The following is a 17,864-nucleotide window of genomic DNA, read 5'->3' as shown; positions in this document are numbered from 1 at the left end:
CGGCCGTGGGGAATTCCACGGCCGTTTCCGGGCACCCGGTCAGGGGAGCGCGACCGGCTCAGCGCGTCGCGAGGTGGTGGGTGGTGCCGTCGGCCACGGCGCGTAGCTTGTCCGGGTTGGCGACGTTGTGGATGGCGGTGATGCGGCCGCCGGCGTCGATGTCGAGGCAGATGGTGGCGACCACCCGGCCGGCACCGCTGAACACCAGCCCCGGCCCCCCGTTGATCTCGACCAGGGCCGCACTCATGTCGTGCGGCTGAACACCCTGGTAGGCGACGGTGCCGATGGCCGCGAACCACGCGGCGACCGTCTCCGCACCCCGGACGGGACGCATGGCCTGGCGGACCTTACCGCCACCGTCGGTCCACAACGTCACATCCGGGGACAGCAGCTCCAGCAGGGTGTTGATGTCGCCACCGGTCGAGGCGGCGAGGAACCGCTCGGTCACGCCGCGCTGCTGCGACCGGTCCGCGGTAAAGCGTGGCCGTCGACCCCGCACGTGCTCGCGAGCACGATGGGCGGTCTGGCGGACCGCGGCCTCGGAGCGTTCCACCGCCACCGCGATCTCCGCGTGGCTGAAGTCGAAGACCTCCCGCAGGACGAACACGGCACGCTCGAGCGGGCTGAGCGTCTCCAGCACCACGAGCATCGCCATCGACACGGACTCGGCGTCGGTGACGGCGTCGGCGGCGTCCGCGTCGGTCAGGACGGGCTCGGGCAGCCACGGCCCGACATAGGTCTCGCGGTGCTGCCGCGCCGAGCGCAGGCGCTGCAAGGCGAGGTTCGACACGATGCGGGCGAGGTACGCCTTGGGGTCGGCGACCTGGGAACGGTCCGCCGAGGACCACCTGAGCCAGGCGTCCTGCACCGCGTCCTCGGCATCGGCCACGCTGCCGAGGATCCGGTAGGCCACCGAGAACAGCAGGCGGCGATGACCGTGGAACACCTGCTCGTCGGCGTGCGGTGGGTGCGTCACCGGGGCTCCCGCAGGCGCGTGAGGCGTCCACCGCGCGGCCAGAACGCCCCGGAGGAGGGCAGCCGCGACATGCGGCGGTAGGTCGGCCAGGGCGAAGCGCTCACGGTCTCCTTGTACCAGACCGCCGTCCGCCCGGTCAGACACCCGCGGCGAGCGCTGTCGTCGGGGTGGGTGAACTGCACGACCGCGTCGTTTCGGCCCAGGCTCACCGGCGTGTGGTAGTAACCGAACCGGAACGGCCTGGGTTGCCTGCCCCGCAGCGTGCGGGCGATCGACACCGCCGCGTGCACACCTGTCGGCATGCCGCTCTGGCAGGTGCCGTGCAGCAATCCGTAGCCCTGCCGGATCGCGGCCGCATCGCCGATCGCGTACACCTCGGGGTGCGTCACCGACCGCAACGTGCGGTCGGTGACGACCCGACCACGGTCGTCGACGGTCAGCCCGGCGGCGGTCGCCAACGGTGCCGCCCGGGTGCCACCCGTCCAGAGGACGACGTCGGCCGGCAGCGTCTGCGCACCGGCCACCTCGACCCCGTCGGGCCGGACCCTGGTGACCGCGGCTCCGGTGACCACCTGCACGCCGAGGCGGGTCAGTGCGGCCCGCAGGTACGCCCGGGCCTTCGGGTTCATACTCGCCCCGGGCTCCTGCCGGCCCACAAGCGTGACGCCGGCCTCCGGGTGCCGCTCGGCGATCTCCGCGGCCGCCTCGACACCTGTCAACCCGCTGCCGACGACGACAACCGTGCCGGCGCCGAGCCGGGCCAGGCGATCCGACAGCGTGGTCGCCCCGCCCGGACCGTCCAGGGCGTACGCGTGCTCCTCGACGCCCGGGACCGCCGCCGTGTCGGTCACGCTGCCCAACGCGTACACAAGCGTGTCGTAGTGCAGTACGCGGGTGTCGTCGACCCGGACGGTCTTCGCGTGTGCGTCGACCGCCGTCACCCAACCGCGCACGAACCGCGCGCCCGTCCCGGACAGCAGTTGGGGGATGTTCAACTCGGCGAGCCGCTGCCCGGTCGCCCTCATGTGCAGCCGGAGGCGTTCGGTGAACAGCTCCTGCGCGTTGACGACCGTCACCTGCACGTCGGCCCGCCTGGTCCGGGCCGCGAGCTGGGTCGCGGCGGCCATCCCCGCGTAGCCCGCGCCCAGGATCACCACACGGTGCGTACCCTGCGATGCGCTCATTGTCTCGCCCTCTCTGGTCTGACTGACGACCACGAGATGCGTGCCGCTCGTCGGTACGTGACATCCGGACGCTGTGACGCCCGACACGGCCGACGGCGGCCCGCCGCGTTCACTACCCTTGGCGCGATGAGCCGATCTGTCGCCGCTGGTCGGGCTCCGCTCTGGAGGGACCGGACCTTCGGCACGTACTGGGTCGCGCAGTCGCTCTCGGCCGCCGGCGACTCGTTCGCCTACCTGGCCGTGCCGCTGCTGGTGCTCCAGGCGACCGGATCGGTGGCGCAGATGGGCCTGCTCACCGCCGTCGCGGGTGCGGCGTCGGTCGTCGCCGGGATCTTCGGCGGGGTGCTTGTCGACAGGTACGACCGGCGCACCCTGATGATCGTGGCCGATCTGACCCGGTTGGTGCTCTACGCCCTGGTGCCACTGGCGTGGCTTGCCGGCCCGCAGGTCTGGCTGCTCTTCGTCGTGCTACCGATCTGCGAGGCGGCCGGCATGCTGTTCCAGGTCGCCGCGGTGACCGCTGTCCGCAACCTCCTCGACTGCGACCGGATCACCGAGGCCAACGGCCGGTTGCAGGCGACGTACGCGTCCGCGGCCGTCCTCGGGCCGCTGCTCGCCGGTGTGGTGGCGGCCCGCTTCGGCCCGGCGACCGCCATCGCCGTCAACGCGGCGAGCTTCGCGCTGTCGGCGGCCGGCCTCTGGCTGATCCGACTGCGTCCCGTCCAGGTGGACGAGGGGGTGGTCCGGCAGCGCCCGCTGGCTGAGTTCCTGGCCGGTGCGCGATTCCTGTGGCGACAACCCGTGCTGCGTGCGCTGACCGTCCTGTTGTCGGTCTTCATCTTCCTCACCTACGGCTTCGTCGACGTGCTGATCTACCACGTCACGCACGACCTCGGCGGCTCCGAGCGCACCGTCGGCACGGTGCTCGGCCTGGCGGCGCTGGGCACTGTCGCGGGGGCGCTGCTGGTGGCCCCGCTGCGCCGCCGTCGCGGCTTCGGCACCACCTGGATCGGCGCGCACGCGGTCTGCGGTTTCGCCGTGGCGGGGGTCGGCATCGCCACGACCGTGCCGGCGGTCACCGCGTCGACAGCCGTGTACCTCTGCTGTCTCAGCGTCGGGGGGATCTGTTCGATGTCCCTGCGGCAGGAGATCACCCCCGATCACCTGCTGGGCCGGGTCACCTCGGCGTTCTGGAGCACGCACTACGCCCTCGGTCCGGCCGGTGCCGTCGTGCTGACCTGGGCCGCCGGCCGCTTCGGCGCGCCGGCGGTCACTCTCGCGGCCGGCGTGGGGTGCCTGCTGGTCGCGGTCGGTGGTCTCTTCACCCCGATCCGCCGCGCCGGCGCGGAGCCGGCCGCCGCGCAGCCCGGGCTGCGCCCGGCCCCGGCCGGAGGCTGAGCCCTCCTCGGTCGATCATGGACTTATGGTGGGCGCGTTGTGACCGCATGCCCCTTCTGCACACCACCACAAGTCCATGATCGACGCGAGCCGGCGGGGGAGGGGGTCAGAACTCCTGGTACATGACGTGCAGGCCGACCCGGCCCAGGGTGGGGTGACGGAACGCGCCCGGTACGGTGCCGACCACCTCGAAGCCCTCCCGCTGGTACAACCGCACTGCCGACTCGTTGCTCTCCACCACGGCGTTGAACTGCATGCCGGCGTACCCCTGCTGGCGCGCCCAGGTCAGGGCATCGCGGCACAGCGCGGTCCCCACACCCCGGCCACGCGCGTCGGCGGCGACCATGAAGCTCGCGGTGGACACGTGCGCGCCCGGCCCGGGCCGGTTGGTGCCCATCTTCGCGGTGCCGAGCACCCGCTCGCCGTCGACCGCGACGACGGTCCGACCCGGCTTCGTCTCGACCCACATGGCGTACGACTGGTCAGCGGTCATCGCCGGGTCGTAGGGGAACGTCTCCTGTGCCCGGATCACCTCCTCGATGATCGGCCACACCCGCGACCAGTCCCCGTCGACGAACTCCCGAATCAGCACCCGGGGAGGTTAGGCCGGGTCAGGAACCCTGCACAATCCGTTATCCGAGGGCGCCGTCAGTCATTCCGAGGCGAGCGCGGCGACCTCCTCGTCGAGCAGCGCCCACCAGACCGTCGCGTACCCACCGCCGGCCAGCGGACCGGCGTCGCGGACCCCTGTGTGCGGCCCGAACGACGCACCGAGCAGGTACGCCACGTCGGCGCTGGTGAGGGGCCGTCGGGTCGGGCTGGCGGTCACGACGCGGTGTCACCTCGCCGTGCGCGTGGCGCCGACCCCGCAGCGGCGCGGGCGGATTGTGGGACGGGACCGGCGGTGTCGCGGCGGACCAACTCGGCGGGGAGCACCTCGACCCGCGGCGTCGGTGCCCCGACACCGAGCACCAGGGACATCGCCCGCACCCCCATGTCGACGAGGGGTAGCCGCACGGTGGTCAGCGCCGGGGTCACGTCCCGGGCGATCGGCATGTCGTCGAAACCCAACACCGAGATCTGCTGTGGCACCGCCAGCCCGCGCGCACGCAGGGTGGCGAGCGCGCCGATGGCCATCGAGTCGTTGAGCGCCGCGATCGCGGTCAGCTCCGGGTCGGCGTCGAGCAGTCGGGCGGTCGCCTCGGCACCGCCGTCGCGGTCGAACTCCGCGTACCGGATGCGTCCCTCGGGTAGCTCGCGGCCCTGCTCGGTGAGGGCCTGCCGGAGCCCGGCCAGCCGGTCGGTGGTGGTGGTCAGGATGCGCGGGCCGGCGACCACGCCGATCGCCCGGTGCCCCAGCCCGCACAGCTCGCGCCCGGCGAGGTAGCCGCCGGCCCGGTTGTCCGGCATCACGGCGTCGCCGGAGTGCTCGTGCCGACCGATCACCGCCACCCGGCCGCCGGTGGCCTCGTACGCGGCCAGCTTCTCGTTGAGCTGCCGGGTGAACGCCTCGTCGTGGTAACCCGAGCCGGCCAGGATCAGCGCCGCCACCTGGTGGCCGCGCAGCAGCTCCACGTACTCCAACTCGCGGTCCGGGTCCCGGTAGCTGTTGCAGATCATCAGCAGCCGGCCCTGGTCGGTGGCGACCCGTTGCAGCCCACGGGTGATCTCGGCGAAGTACGGGTCGGAGACGTCGTGCACGATCACGCCGACCGCGCTGCGGTGCGAGCGGGCCAGCAGTTGGGCGTGCGCGTTCGGCACGTACTGCAACTCGGCGACGGCGGCGAGCACCCGCTCGCGCAGCTCGTCGGTGACCGGCTTGCTGCTGCCGTTGATGACGCGGGAGGCGGTGGCGGGCGAGACGCCCGCTCGACGGGCCACATCGGACAGGGTCGCCATGGCCCGCCCCCTCGATCTGTTGACGGCGTTTCGTCGTGCCGGCTAGCGTCACCGTACCGCAGAGAAAGCCCTTTCCCGCAGGGAGGCCCGGCCGTGTCCGATCGCTTCGCGGTACTTCAACTCGACGACCTTCCCGCCCGACGCTGCTCGTGCGGGACCACCCGCCGTGGCTTCATCGCCGAGAGCGAGGGCCAGGCCAGCGTGCACCTTCTCCAGGTGCAGGACGCGGTGACCCACCACCACCGGATCGCCACCGAGTACTACGTCGTGCTCGCCGGTGAGGGCGAGATCGAGCTGGACGGCGTCCGTCACCCCGCCCGGCCGATGTCCGCGTTCCTGATCAAGCCCGGCTGCCGGCACCGGGCCATCGGCGACCTCACCGTGCTGCTGGTGTCCCTGCCAGCCGCGAACGACGCCGACGAGTACTTCGATGCCTGACCGTCCGGCGCCGCTGCCCGGTGGGATCGGGGTGTCCCGGCTGCGCGTCTACGACACCATGGCCTCGGACGGCCTGGTCGGCGGCACCCCGCACGTGCACCTGTGTTGCACCGAGGGGTACGTGGTGACCGGCGGCGAGGGCGCGGTGCAGACCCTGACCACCGCTGGCTTCCGGGAGACGCCGCTGCGGCCGGGGGTGGTGGTCTGGTTCGAGCCGGGCACCGTGCACCGGCTGCTCAACGGGGGCGGGTTGAGCATCGTGGTGCTCATGCAGAACAGCGGCCTGCCCGAGGCCGGCGACGCGGTGCTGACCTTCCCACCCGAGGTGCTTGCCGACCCGACCGCGTACGCCACGGCGGCGGCGTTGCCCGACGGGGGCGCGCCGGGCGCGGACGTGCACGCCGCGTACCGCAGGCGGGATCTGGCGGTGACCGGCTTCCAGGCCCTGCGGTCCGGCGGGCCGGCGGCGCTCGCCGCGTTCCACGCCGCCGCGATCGCGCTGCGCCAGCCGCTGCTGACCCGGTGGCGCGAGCGGTGGGAGGCCGGCGCGGGCCGTGCCGCCGCCGACACCGCCGGGCAGCTCGACGCCCTGGAGCGGGGAGATCCCGGGCACCTGGGTGCGGCCGGGGTGTACACGGTGGACGGGCCGGTCGAGCGCGGCCGGTTGGGCATGTGTGGCCTCCTCGACACCTACCCCGCGGCCGGCTGACGGCGCGCCGCGGGCTGTTCGTCGATCTACTGTGCACCGGCGTCGGCATTCGACGAATAGATCGAGGAAAGGCCTTGCCCGGCGTGAGGGGGCCGCCTACGCTCCAGGAAAGCGTTTGCCTGATCCGCCGACCGGCCCGGTCCACGAGTGCCGTGCCGGGCCCCGAGGAGGTTCCGCGTGACCGAGATCTCTTTGGACACGGCGGGCCGGCAGGCCGCCGTCGGCGGCGGCCGCCCCCCACGCCCGACGCTCGGTCGGCGGGCGGTGGCCTTCGCCGACTCGCTCTGGCGCCCGGCGCTGGTGCTCGCGGTCCTCTTCGCCGCCTGGTGGTTCGTGGCGGCCCGGGAGTACGTGCCGAACTACCTGGTGCCCACCCCCGGCCAGGTCTGGGAGACGATGACCACCCAGTGGTCGGAGCTGGCCCGGCACACCCTGGTCACCCTCTACGAGACGGTGCTCGGCTTCCTGCTTGCCGCCGCGTTGGGGCTGGTCACCGCCGTCGCCATCGCCTACTCCCGGACCCTGGACAAGGCGCTCTACCCGATCGTCCTGTTCGCACAGGTCATCCCGAAGATCGCCATCGCGCCGCTGCTGGTGGTCTGGTTCGGCCTCGGTCTCACCCCGAAGATCATCCTCGCGGTGCTCATCGCGTTCTTCCCGGTGGTCATCTCCGGGGTGGCCGGGCTGCGCTCCACCGACCCGGAGTTGCTCGACCTCGCCGCCACGATGGGGGCGGGCCCGTGGCGCACCTTCCGCAAGATCCGCTTTCCGAACGCGTTGCCGCACCTGATGGCCGGCCTGAAGGTGGCCGTCACCCTCGCCGTGGTCGGCGCCGTCGTCGGTGAGTTCGTCGGCGCCAGCGAAGGGCTCGGCTACGTCCTGTTGCTGGCCAACGGCAACCTCGACGCCCCGCTGCTGTTCGCCGACCTGATCCTGATGTCCGCCATCGGCATCGTCCTGTTCGTCCTCGTCGAGATCGCCGAGGCGCTGCTCATTCCGTGGCACGCCAGCCGCCGGGCCGGCATGTCCCTCACCACCTCCTGACCGACCCCATCACGGAGGCACCGATGAAACGCACCGCCACCACCATCCTGGCCACCGCCGCGCTGCTGCTCGCCGCCACCGGCTGCGGCGGGAGCAGCACCGTCGGCACGACCGGCGCGGACGGCAAGAAGCAAGTCACCCTCACCCTCAACTGGGTGCCCTACGGCGAGCACGCGCCCTTCTACTACGGCCTGCAGAAGGGCTACTACTCCGCCGAGGGCATCGAGCTGAAGATCCTGCCCGGCAACGGCTCGGGCAACACGGTCAAGCAGGTCGCCCAGAAGCAGACCGACTTCGGCTGGGCCGACAGCCCGGTGCTGCTCAAGTCGGTGGCGAGCGGGATGCCGGTGCGCAGCCTCGGCGCGTACCTGGAGAAGGGTCCCTCCTCGGTGGAGTTCTTCACCGAGGAGAACATCAAGACCCCGGCGGACCTCAAGGGCAAGACCGTCGGAGGCACCCCCGGCGACGCCCTCTACGCGACCTTCCCGGCCTGGCTGGAGAAGAACGGCCTGAAGAAGGACGACGTCAAGGTCGTCAACGTCGACGCCGCCGGCAAGATCGCCGCCCTGGCCGAGGGCAGGGTCGACGCCATCATGGGCTTCTTCCACGACCAGGCGCCCACCATCGAGAGCAAGACCGGCAAGAAGGTCGACGTGCTGCTCTTCGCCGACTACGGGATGAACCTGCTCGGCACCGGCCTGATCGCCAACACCCAGACCCTGCAGAAGGACCCGGAGTTGGTCCGCAAGTTCGTCCGGGCCACCCAGAAGTCCTGGGCCGACGCCGCCCGGGACCCGGCCGGCGCGGTCAGCGCGATGGCGGCCCTGGCCGAGAACGAGCCGGCGCCCGAGGTCCTCACCAAGCAGCTCACCCTCAACCTGCCGCTGATCGGCGCGGACGGTCCGCCCGGGGTGAACACCGAGGCCCAGTGGGCCGAGACCATCGACCTGATGTCCCGCTACGCCGAGCTGAAGGACCCGGGCGCGCCAAACGCGTACTGGGACTCCTCGTACGCGGCGCAGGGGTGACCCGGTGACCGCCGCGCCAACAGCCACCGGCACCGCCATCGGGATGTCCGGGTTGACCGTCCGGTTCACCACCCGGCGGACGCAGACCACCGCGTTGGACGACGTGTCGCTGGACATCGAGCCGGGCGAGTTCGTCTCGATCGTCGGCCCGTCCGGCTGCGGCAAGTCCACCCTGCTGAAGATCGTCGCGGGGCTGGTCAAGCCGACGAGCGGCGACGTGTCGCTGCTGGAGCGCCCGGTGCGCGGCCCGCAGAAGGACATCGGCTTCGTCTTCCAGAAGGCCGCGCTGCTGGAGTGGCGCGGCGCCCGAGCCAACATCCTGCTTCAGGCCGAGATGCGGGGCATGGACCGGGCACAGGCGGCCCGCCGAGCCGACGAGCTGATCGAGATGACCGGCCTGACCGGCTTCGAGAAGGCGTTGCCGCACGAGCTGTCCGGCGGCATGCAGCAGCGGGTGGCACTCTGCCGCGCGCTGCTGCACTCCCCGCCGGTGTTGCTCATGGACGAGCCGTTCGGCGCTCTGGACGCGCTCACCCGGGAGCAGATGAATGCCGAGCTGCACCGGATCTGGCGGGAGACCGGGACGACAGTGGTGCTCGTCACCCACTCCATCGCCGAGGCGGTCTTCCTCGGCACCCGGGTCGTGGTGATGAGTCCGCGGCCCGGCCGGATCATCCGCACCTTCCCGGTCGAGCTGCCGGCGCACCGCGACTACGCGCAGGTGATGTCGGATCCCCGCTTCGACCGCCTCGCCACCGACCTGCGTGGGTTGCTCGGCAGCGCGGCCGCCAACCACTGAGCGCGGATCGGCACGACCAGCACGACGGAAGGGACCACCATGACCCGCAGGTCGATCGGCATCATCGTCAACGGCGTGACCGGACGGATGGGCTACCGGCAGCACCTCGTCCGGTCGCTGCTGGCCATTCGTGAGTCCGGCGGCCTGGCGTTGGCCGACGGCACCACCATCTGGCCGGAACCGGTCCTGGTCGGGCGCAACGAGACGAAGCTCCGCGAGATCGCCGAGCGGCACGGGCTGACCGACTGGACGACCGACCTGACCTCGGCGCTGGCCCGGGACGACGTCGAGATCTACTTCGACGCACAGGTCACCCAGCAGCGGGAGAAGGCGATCCGGCAGGCCATCGAGGCCGGCAAGCACATCTACACGGAGAAGCCGCTTGCCGAGGACACCGCCGCCGCGCTCGACCTGGCCCGTGCCGCCGACGCGGCCGGCGTCCGCACCGGAGTGGTGCAGGACAAGCTGTTCCTGCCCGGTCTGCGCAAGCTCAAGCGCCTCATCGACGGGGGCTTCTTCGGCCGGATCCTCTCGGTGCGCGGCGAGTTCGGGTACTGGGTCTTCGAGGGCGACTGGCAGCCCGCTCAGCGGCCCTCGTGGAACTACCGAGCCGAGGACGGCGGCGGCATCGTGGTCGACATGTTCCCGCACTGGCACTACGTGCTGGAGGAGCTGTTCGGCCGGGTCACGGCTGTCTCCTGTGTGACCGCCACCCACGTGCCCGAACGGGTCGACGAGGCCGGTCACCCGTACGCGGCCAGCGCCGACGACGCCGCGTACGGCATCTTCGAACTCGACGGCGGTGTGATCGCGCAGATCAACTCGTCCTGGGCCGTGCGGGTCTACCGCGACGAGCTGGTGGAGTTCCAGGTCGACGGCACCGAGGGCAGCGCCATCGCCGGCCTGCGCACCTGCCGGGTGCAGCACCGGGCGGTCACCCCGAAGCCGGTGTGGAACCCCGACCTGCCGGCCACCGAGGACTTCCGCGCCCAGTGGGCCGAGGTGCCCGACAACGAGGAGTTCGACAACGGCTTCAAGGTGCAGTGGGAGGCGTACCTGCGGCACGTGGTGGCCGGTGAGCCGTTCCGGTGGGACTTCCTGGCCGGGGCGCGCGGTGTGCAGCTCGCCGAGCTGGGGCTGCGCTCGGCGCGCGAGGGCGGTCGCGTCGAGGTCCCGGAGCTGCGCTCATGACGGCCGAGGTGGTGCTGCCGGGCGGGCGGCGGCACCGGTTCACCGGAGGCGGCGGCTTCGCCCGACCGGACGCGCCGGCGACCAGCCGGATCGCGTACGCCGCCGCGCACGTGGTGGCCGACCCGGGCGCGGAGAACGTGCCCGGTGCCCCGGCCGCGGTGGACTGGGACACCACCCTCGCCTTCCGGCGCCACCTCTGGTCGTACGGACTCGGGGTCGCCGAGGCGATGGACACCGCCCAGCGGGGAATGGGGTTGGACTACCCGGCGACCCGGGAGCTGATCCGCCGCAGCGCCGCCGAGGCCCGCGCCGTGGGCGGGCGGATCGTCGCCGGCGTCGGCACCGACCAGCTACCGGTCGGCCCGGCCACCCTGGCGGCGGTCACCGCCGCGTACCTCGAACAGCTCGGCGACGTCCGCGCGGCCGGCGCCCGCCCGGTGCTGATGTGCAGCCGGCACCTGGCCGCCGCGGCGCGCGGCCCGGAGGACTACCTGCGGGTGTACGACGAGCTGCTGGGCGCCGCCGACGAGCCGGTGGTGCTGCACTGGCTGGGTCCGATGTTCGACCCGGCGTTGACCGGTTACTGGGGCTCGGTCGACCTGGACCTGGCCGCCGACACGGTCGTCGAGCTGATCAAGGCGCACCAGTCCACCGTGGACGGCATCAAGGTGTCGCTACTCGACGCCGACCGGGAGGTGGCGTTGCGCCGCCGGCTACCGGCCGGGGTACGCCTCTACACCGGTGACGACTTCCACTACCCGGAGCTGATCCGGGGGGACGAGGTGGGCCACTCCGACGCGCTGCTCGGGGTGTTCGCGGCCATCGCGCCGGCCGCCGCCGCCGCGTTCGCCGCCCTGGACCGGGGGGACCTGGCGGCGTACGACGAGATCTTCGCGCCGACCGTGCCGCTGGCCCGGCACCTGTTCGCCGCCCCGACCTGGCACTACAAGACGGGCATCGTGTTCCTGGCCTGGCTGGCCGGGCACCAGGACCACTTCACCATGGTCGGTGGGGCGCAGTCCGGCCGGTCGCCGGCGCACCTGGCCACCCTGCTCACCCTTGCCGACGCGGCCGGGCTGCTGCCCGACGCCAACCTGGCCGCCGCCCGCGCGCGAGCGTTCTTCACGGTGGCGGGGGTTGCCCAATGAGCCTCGCGCGGTTCTCGTTCAACCAGGCCACCGCCCAGCGCTGGCCGCTGCCGGACGTGGTGGCCGGGTGTGTGACTGCCGGCGTACCGGGCATCGGCCTGTGGCGTGAGCCGGTCGCCGAGTACGGGTTGGCCCGCTCGGCGAAACTGGTCCGCGACGCCGGCCTCGCGGTCACGTCGCTGTGCCGGGGCGGCTTCTTCGCCGCCGACGACTGGCGCGCGGAGAACCTGCGGGCCATCGAGGAGGCGGCCACCCTGGGCGCCCCGGAGCTGGTGCTGGTGTCTGGTGGGCTGCCGACCGGCAGCCGGGACCTCGACGGCGCCCGGCGTCGGGTCGCCGACGCGATAGGTGAGCTGGCCCCGCACGCCGAGGCCGCCGGGGTACGGCTGGCCATCGAGCCGCTGCACCCGATGTTCGCCGCCGACCGCTGCGTGATCGCCACCCTCGGTCAGGCGCTGGACATCGCCGAGCGGTTCGATCCGACGGTGGTCGGCGTGGTCGTCGACGCGTACCACGTCTGGTGGGACGACACGGTGTACGCGCAGATCGCGCGGGCGGGCGAGTGGATCGCCGCGTTCCAGGTCTGCGACTGGGTGACCCCGCTGCCCGAGGGGGTGCTGCTCGGGCGGGCGCTGCCCGGCGACGGCTGCATCGAGCTGCGCAGGCTGCGCGAGGCGGTGGACGCGGCCGGTTACCTCGGCCCGATCGAGGTGGAGGTCTTCTCCGCAGAGGTGTGGGCGCGTCCTGGCGCGGAGGTGCTCGACGCGGCGATCGCCGGCTACCTGCGCCACGTTGTCTGACCTGACCGAACGGCGGTGGCCGGCGGCGGTCGGCGCCTGGCTGGGCATCGGCACCGCACCCGCCACGCTGGTGCTCGGCGCGGCGATGGCCGCCCGGCACGGCGGCGCGGTGCCGGTGGCCGGGCTGTTCGTCGGCGGGGCGTTGATGGCGGCCCTGCTCTGGGGGCAGGGCCGCATCGGCCTGCGCCGGCCGCTCGGCGACGGCGGAACGTTGACCGCAGTGCTGCCCGCCTACCTGGGGGACACCTCGCGGCTGCTGCTGGCGGCGGTGCTGGCCGTGTCGATGGTCGGGTGGAACGGTTTCAACGTCGGGCTCGGCGGCGCTTCGCTGGCCGCGTTGACCCACCTGCCGGGCTGGGCCGGGCCGGTGTTGCTGGAGGTGGCGGTCCTCGCCGTCTCCTGGGCGCCGGCCCGACTCGGCAACCGGGTCGCGGTGGTCACCACACTCAGCGCGGTGGTGCTCGTCGGCTGGTGCCTGACGGTGCTGCCACCACCGGGTGCGCCGGTTCGTCTGGCGACAGGTGGGCTCGCCGACGCCGCCGCGCTGATCGGGTACGCGGCCGTGTTCGCGCTGCGCGCACCGGACTTCAGCGTGGGCCTTTCCCGGCGCCGGGACCTGGCCTGGTGCGTGGGGCTGCTGGTCGGGCCGGCGCTGCTCGGGGTGCTTGCCGGTGCCGGCCTGTGGCTGCGCACCGGCTCGGCCGACGTGGTCGCGTTGCTCGCCGCCGGCTCGGGGCTGGCCGCGTACGCGAATCTGTTCGTCGCGGTGGCGGTCTTCGCGGCGGCGCTGACCACCACGTACTCCGGTTCCCTGGCGTTGCGGGGTCTGGCGCCCAGGGTGCCGGCGCGGGCGGCGATGCTGCTCGTCGCGGTGCTCGGCGGGGTGCTGGCGGTGGCGCGGTTCGACCGTCTGGTGCTGCCCTGGCTGACCCTGCTCGCCGCCGCGTTGCCGGTGCTCGTGGTGCCGATGGCCGTGGAGGCCGCGGCCCGGCGGCGCGGTCGTGCGCCGCGTACCGTGCCCGCCTGGTGCTGGGTGCCGCCGGCGCTGCTCGCGGTGGCCTGCACGCTCGCCGGCGTGGGTGTCGCCCCGCTGTTGGGACTGGCCCTCGCCGGGGCGTTCACGGTGCTCTGGCGGCTGCGGTCGGCGGTCGGCGGTGACTTTCCGTCACCTCCGTCGGGGCGGACGCGGTGGTGAGCGGTATACCTCAAAAGTCATATTCATACCTCTGAGGTATACCGCTCACCAGCACGTCACGATGGCGGGACGTCTCGGCCCTGCCAGGTCGTCACGCAAGCCTCGTTACCCTCGATGTCGGCGAGGACCCAGACTGCGGGAGCACGGGACGCGGAGACAAGTCGGCCACCCGCCGTCAGCGCTGCTTCGAGGCGCCGCTGTGCCGTCGGCGTCGCTACCGCACGCCGCCACCACGCGCGCCGCCACCTCGGTTGCCTCGACCAGTGAGCCGACGGGGACCGACGTGCGCAACGCGCCGAGCAGATACCGCCATCCCTGGTCGCTGACCGCGTCCGAGGCCGCCCGTCGACTCAGTCTCTCTTCCATGCAGGCATTCTCATGCGCCCGAAACGAGTTCCGCACGCCGGCAAGGTCTCGAGGCAGGGCCTAGGCTCCGGCGGCATCAGCAAAACTTGATCTAGGCGTGGCCCGCGGAACGTGATCTTATACGCACCAGCGATCCGAAACACTCTCCGAATCCTCGATTAACCGTCGGCGGCTTAGGTGGGGGAGCGCTCCCATGAATGGGTCGCGATCGGAACAGTGCTCCACAAAGGAGCCATCGAAAGGAGCCTCGTGGCTACCAGCACGAGCGGAACAAGGGTGCGAAGACTAGCGATACCGACGCTGGTCCTCGCCCTGGTCACCGGTACCACCGGCGTCGCGGGATCGGCGTCGGCGGCACCCGCAGGGCCGTCGGGTGGCGGCAGCACCGGCTACTTCACCGCCGGTTCCGACAAGAGGGTCACCCTGACCGACGGCGCCGACCGCCGGCCGGGCGGCAGGAAGGCTGCCGACAGGCAGGCCACGGTGGACGACACCCGCCCCGGCATGTACATCGTCGAGCTGGCCGAGGAACCCCTGACCTCGTACGCGGGCGGCTCGGCCGGGCTGGCGCGGACCCGCCCGCAGGCGGGTGACCGGCTGGACGTGACGTCGGCACCGGCACGCGCTTACCGCGGTCACCTCGACGCCCAGCGCGGTGCCGTCGCCGCCGCCGCGAAGGTGCAGGTCACCGCCTCGTACACCACCGCTTTCAACGGGTTCTCGGCGAAGCTGACCCCTCAGCAGGTGACCGCGTTGCGGGCGGACAAGCGCGTCCGTGCCGTCACCGCCTCGCGGGCGCTCGGCACCCCGACGCCCCCGCCGGCCGCGCCGGCCCCCGGCACCCCGGCCGCGGCGGCTCCTGGCGAGCTGGAGCAACCCCCAGCGGACCCCGCCGGCAAGCCGGACAAGCCCGGCAAGCCCGGTAAGCCCGGTCCCGCTACCGGCGCGGGCATGGTCGTCGGCGTCCTGGACACCGGCATCTGGCCGGAGAGCGCGTCGTTCGCCAAGAAGATGGCCGCCCCCGCGACCTGGCGCGGCACCTGCCAGACCGGTGTCGGCTTCGTGGCCGAGCACTGCAACGGCAAGATCGTCGGTGCCCGGTACTTCGCCGACTCGTGGCTGGCCTACGGCGGCTCGATCCCCGAGGGTGAGATGTTGTCCCCCCGCGACATGTCCGGGCACGGTACGCACACCGCGTCCACCGCCGCCGGTCTGTCCCTGCCGAACGTCACGATCGACGGTCGCCGTTTCGGTCCCGTCTCCGGGGTGGCGCCGGACGCCCAGATCGCCGTCTACAAGGTGCTCTGGGGCGGCATGGGCTATGACGCCGACATCATCGCCGGCATCGACGCGGCCGTCGCCGACGGCGTGCAGGTGCTCAACTTCTCGATCGGTTCCCAACTCGGCGACTGGGAGGCCAACACCCCGATCGGCATCGCCTTCCTGAACGCCTCGCTGGCGGGGGTGTTCGTGGCGGCGTCGGCCGGCAACACCGGCATCGTGAGTGGAGCGATCAGCAACGCGGCGCCCTGGGTGACCACTGTCGGCGCGGCGGTGACCACGCTCGACGAGGCCACCGCCAAGCTGGGTGACGGCACGAAGCTGGTCGGCGGTTCGCTCGACGCTCTGCCCGGCGGCGTACGCCCGCTGGTCTTCGGTGATCAGGCCGGCACGCCGGACCTGGGGGCCGTCTACTGCGAGCCCGGCAGCCTCGACCCCGCCAAGATCAAGGGCAAGGTCGTCGCCTGCGCGCTCTCCGACATGTTCGGCTCCGCCGCCGAGATCAAGGCCAAGGGCGGGGCGGCGATGATGGTGTTCGACCCGGTCGGCAACTACCGGATCAACTCCATCTTCACCTTCCCGGTGGTCTACCTGCCGACCGAGAAGCAGGCCGGCACGCTGTTCAACTACCTGATGCGCCACCCCACCGACGCGACGGTGTCGTTGCGTACCGGCGGCGACGGCTCCAGCGTTCCCGGCCTGCCCAGCGTGGCGGACTTCTCCTCCACCGGCCCGGACAAGACGACCCTCGGCGTCTTCAAGCCGGACCTGGTCGCGCCGGGGTCGAACATCATCGCTGCGGTGTCGCCGGCGGGCAACTTCGGGCGGGACTACGACGCGTACTCGGGCACCTCGATGGCCTCGCCGTACGTGGCCGGCGCGGCGGCGATCCTGCGCGCCACCCACCCGACGTGGTCACCCGGCGCGGTCGCGTCGGCGCTGCGCACCACCGCCACCGACACCGTCGGCACCAGCAACCCCTTGGAACAGGGCAGCGGCTTCATCAACCTGACGAAGGCCAAGGACCCCGGCCTGGTCATCCAGCCCACGGCTGCGGACCTGATCGAGTTCAGCGAGACAGCGCAGCCCGACGGCAAGGAACTCAACCTTCCGGCGATCTCGCTGCGCGAGTACGACGGCACCCGACCGGTGACCGTCACCCGCACCCTCACCAACGTGGGCACGACGAAGGAGACCTACCGTTCGTCGGTGTCCGGCCTGCCCGGCATGACGGCCACCGTGTCGCCGGCCTCGGTGACGCTTGCACCCGGCACGTCCGCGACTGTCACCATCACGCTGCGTCGCGGCAGCGCACCCTGGGACAGGTACGTGACCGGTGCGATCACCTGGCAGGGCAAGGCCCACAGCGCCCGGATTCCGGTCGCCGCCCGTCCGTGGGGCATCACCCCCCGGCCGTACGCGGACGACGGCGAGGAGTTCGGCCGGATGGTCAACGGCGCCTTCGGCAATCTCCAGCCGGGCTTCACCGGCCCGCTCGCCGGCCGCAGCACCGGTTACACGCCGATGCGGCGGACGTCGTACTCGATGCCGGCCGGTGTCTACGGCGGCGTGTTCGACCCGGGCGCGACCGGCGTGAAGAAGGTCGACTTCACCGTGCCGGCCAACACCGCAGGCATCGTCGTCGAGGCCAACACCGCCGATCCGAACACGAACCTCGACCTCTACCTGTACAAGGGCGACACCCTGGTCTACAGCAGTGACAGGTTCTGGACCAGCGCCGAGCAGGTCTACAAGTTCCTGCCCGAGCCGGGGCGCTACACGGCGTACGTGTTCGCGCAGTACCCCGGCAGCCCGGTGGTCGACTTCGAGCTGGGTCACGCCGTCATCGGTCGCCACGCCACGTACTCCGGTGCCACCCTGACGCTGCCCTCCACCTCCGAGCGCGGTCAGAGCCTGAGCTTCACCCTGAAGCCGAACAAGCCGCTGGCCGAGGGTGACTTCTGGGCGTACACCGAGTACCGCACCAACGGCACGGTGGTCCCCGGCAACCTCGTCTACACCCAACAGAGTTCCTGGCAGTAGTTCCGTTCGGGAAGGTGGGGCGGTGCCGCCGCGCACCGCCCCACCGTCTGCGTCCACGACCAGCCCGCCATCTGCTCGACGAACGCGCGGCGAGAGGCGACGTCGCCGAGAGACAGGGCGGTCGGTCGCGAACGCCGGCCACGGCGCCGAGCAGCGTGGTCTTTCCGGCCCTTTCCCCGTCCCGCGACGTAGATCTTGGACAGTTTCCGTTACGTCAGAACGGAAAGTGTCCAAGATCTACGCTGCCGACTCTCTGATCTGCGTGATCCACGGAACGTCGTCATCGCCTCGGCCGCCTCGAACGCCTCGACGTGCAGGGCCAACGCGGCGTCCGGGTCGCCGCCCAGCTCGACCGCGTAGCCCAG

Annotated in this window: 17 protein-coding genes; 11 read left to right on the top strand and 6 right to left on the bottom strand. The window is 72.1% G+C overall.

What is annotated here, in order from left to right; translation table 11 throughout:
- Positions 1 to 58: 58 nt before the first annotated feature.
- The gene (locus ACWER9_RS17105; RefSeq protein ID WP_452302732.1) at positions 59 to 976 is read right to left on the bottom strand and encodes an RNA polymerase sigma-70 factor; all 918 of its coding nucleotides are present in this window, start codon (positions 974 to 976) and stop codon (positions 59 to 61) included.
- The gene (locus ACWER9_RS17100; protein ID WP_452302731.1) at positions 973 to 2,160 is read right to left on the bottom strand and encodes an NAD(P)/FAD-dependent oxidoreductase; all 1,188 of its coding nucleotides are present in this window, start codon (positions 2,158 to 2,160) and stop codon (positions 973 to 975) included. The genes ACWER9_RS17105 and ACWER9_RS17100 overlap by 4 nt, the downstream gene beginning before the upstream one ends.
- Before the next feature lie 126 nt (positions 2,161 to 2,286).
- Between ACWER9_RS17100 and ACWER9_RS17095 the strand changes: the two genes are divergently transcribed.
- Positions 2,287 to 3,558: an MFS transporter gene (locus ACWER9_RS17095; RefSeq protein WP_452302730.1), complete on the top strand. Its 1,272-nt coding sequence runs from the start codon at positions 2,287 to 2,289 to the stop codon at positions 3,556 to 3,558.
- Positions 3,559 to 3,664: 106 nt separating this feature from the next.
- On the opposite strand, the gene ACWER9_RS17090 is transcribed toward ACWER9_RS17095, so the two are convergent.
- From ACWER9_RS17090 to ACWER9_RS17080, 3 genes are read right to left on the bottom strand one after another with little or no spacing between them, the layout of a single operon-like run.
- Positions 3,665 to 4,150 carry an N-acetyltransferase family protein gene (locus ACWER9_RS17090; RefSeq protein ID WP_452302729.1) on the bottom strand — a complete coding sequence of 162 codons (486 nt, stop codon included), beginning with the start codon at positions 4,148 to 4,150 and terminating at the stop codon, positions 3,665 to 3,667.
- 60 nt (positions 4,151 to 4,210) lie between these two features.
- Positions 4,211 to 4,387: a hypothetical protein gene (locus tag ACWER9_RS17085; protein WP_452302728.1), complete on the bottom strand. Its 177-nt coding sequence runs from the start codon at positions 4,385 to 4,387 to the stop codon at positions 4,211 to 4,213.
- Positions 4,384 to 5,457, bottom strand: coding sequence for a LacI family DNA-binding transcriptional regulator (locus ACWER9_RS17080; RefSeq protein ID WP_452302727.1), 1,074 nt, complete (start codon positions 5,455 to 5,457; stop codon positions 4,384 to 4,386). Before ACWER9_RS17080 ends, ACWER9_RS17085 begins: the two co-directional genes overlap by 4 nt.
- Positions 5,458 to 5,550: 93 nt before the next feature.
- On the opposite strand from ACWER9_RS17080, the gene ACWER9_RS17075 reads away from it, so the two are divergent.
- The 9 genes from ACWER9_RS17075 to ACWER9_RS17035 all read left to right on the top strand — a co-directional run bounded on the left by ACWER9_RS17075 (position 5,551) and on the right by ACWER9_RS17035 (position 13,809).
- Positions 5,551 to 5,895 carry a cupin domain-containing protein gene (locus ACWER9_RS17075; RefSeq protein WP_452302726.1) on the top strand — a complete coding sequence of 115 codons (345 nt, stop codon included), beginning with the start codon at positions 5,551 to 5,553 and terminating at the stop codon, positions 5,893 to 5,895.
- The gene (locus tag ACWER9_RS17070) at positions 5,888 to 6,604 is read left to right on the top strand and encodes a cupin domain-containing protein (protein WP_452302725.1); all 717 of its coding nucleotides are present in this window, start codon (positions 5,888 to 5,890) and stop codon (positions 6,602 to 6,604) included. Before ACWER9_RS17075 ends, ACWER9_RS17070 begins: the two co-directional genes overlap by 8 nt.
- A 177-nt stretch (positions 6,605 to 6,781) precedes the next feature.
- A complete protein-coding gene (locus ACWER9_RS17065; protein WP_452302724.1) occupies positions 6,782 to 7,648 on the top strand; it encodes an ABC transporter permease in 867 nt (288 codons plus the stop codon).
- A gap of 23 nt (positions 7,649 to 7,671) precedes the next feature.
- Positions 7,672 to 8,676: an ABC transporter substrate-binding protein gene (locus tag ACWER9_RS17060; protein ID WP_452302723.1), complete on the top strand. Its 1,005-nt coding sequence runs from the start codon at positions 7,672 to 7,674 to the stop codon at positions 8,674 to 8,676.
- Positions 8,677 to 8,719: 43 nt separating this feature from the next.
- The gene (locus ACWER9_RS17055; protein ID WP_452302786.1) at positions 8,720 to 9,475 is read left to right on the top strand and encodes an ABC transporter ATP-binding protein; all 756 of its coding nucleotides are present in this window, start codon (positions 8,720 to 8,722) and stop codon (positions 9,473 to 9,475) included.
- Between the two features lie 39 nt (positions 9,476 to 9,514).
- Positions 9,515 to 10,666 (top strand): Gfo/Idh/MocA family protein, encoded by a 1,152-nt coding sequence (locus ACWER9_RS17050; RefSeq protein WP_452302722.1) that lies wholly within the window; start codon positions 9,515 to 9,517, stop codon positions 10,664 to 10,666.
- Positions 10,663 to 11,814: a dihydrodipicolinate synthase family protein gene (locus ACWER9_RS17045; protein ID WP_452302721.1), complete on the top strand. Its 1,152-nt coding sequence runs from the start codon at positions 10,663 to 10,665 to the stop codon at positions 11,812 to 11,814. The genes ACWER9_RS17050 and ACWER9_RS17045 overlap by 4 nt, the downstream gene beginning before the upstream one ends.
- Complete coding sequence (locus ACWER9_RS17040) at positions 11,811 to 12,614, top strand: sugar phosphate isomerase/epimerase family protein (protein ID WP_452302720.1); 804 nt, start codon at positions 11,811 to 11,813, stop codon at positions 12,612 to 12,614. The genes ACWER9_RS17045 and ACWER9_RS17040 overlap by 4 nt, the downstream gene beginning before the upstream one ends.
- The gene (locus ACWER9_RS17035; RefSeq protein WP_452302719.1) at positions 12,607 to 13,809 is read left to right on the top strand and encodes a hypothetical protein; all 1,203 of its coding nucleotides are present in this window, start codon (positions 12,607 to 12,609) and stop codon (positions 13,807 to 13,809) included. Before ACWER9_RS17040 ends, ACWER9_RS17035 begins: the two co-directional genes overlap by 8 nt.
- A 56-nt stretch (positions 13,810 to 13,865) precedes the next feature.
- Here ACWER9_RS17035 and ACWER9_RS17030 read toward each other — a convergent pair whose 3' ends face one another.
- Positions 13,866 to 14,114, bottom strand: a complete 249-nt coding sequence (locus ACWER9_RS17030; protein WP_452302785.1) for a VOC family protein — start codon at positions 14,112 to 14,114, stop codon at positions 13,866 to 13,868.
- A gap of 337 nt (positions 14,115 to 14,451) precedes the next feature.
- On the opposite strand from ACWER9_RS17030, the gene ACWER9_RS17025 reads away from it, so the two are divergent.
- Positions 14,452 to 17,499, top strand: coding sequence for a S8 family peptidase (locus tag ACWER9_RS17025; protein ID WP_452302718.1), 3,048 nt, complete (start codon positions 14,452 to 14,454; stop codon positions 17,497 to 17,499).
- The last annotated feature ends 365 nt before the right edge of the window (positions 17,500 to 17,864 follow it).

This window comes from Micromonospora sp. NPDC003944 (genome assembly GCF_053605225.1).
Note: the sequence above shows the minus strand (reverse complement) of the source record. Positions and strands in the feature narration are given on the sequence as shown.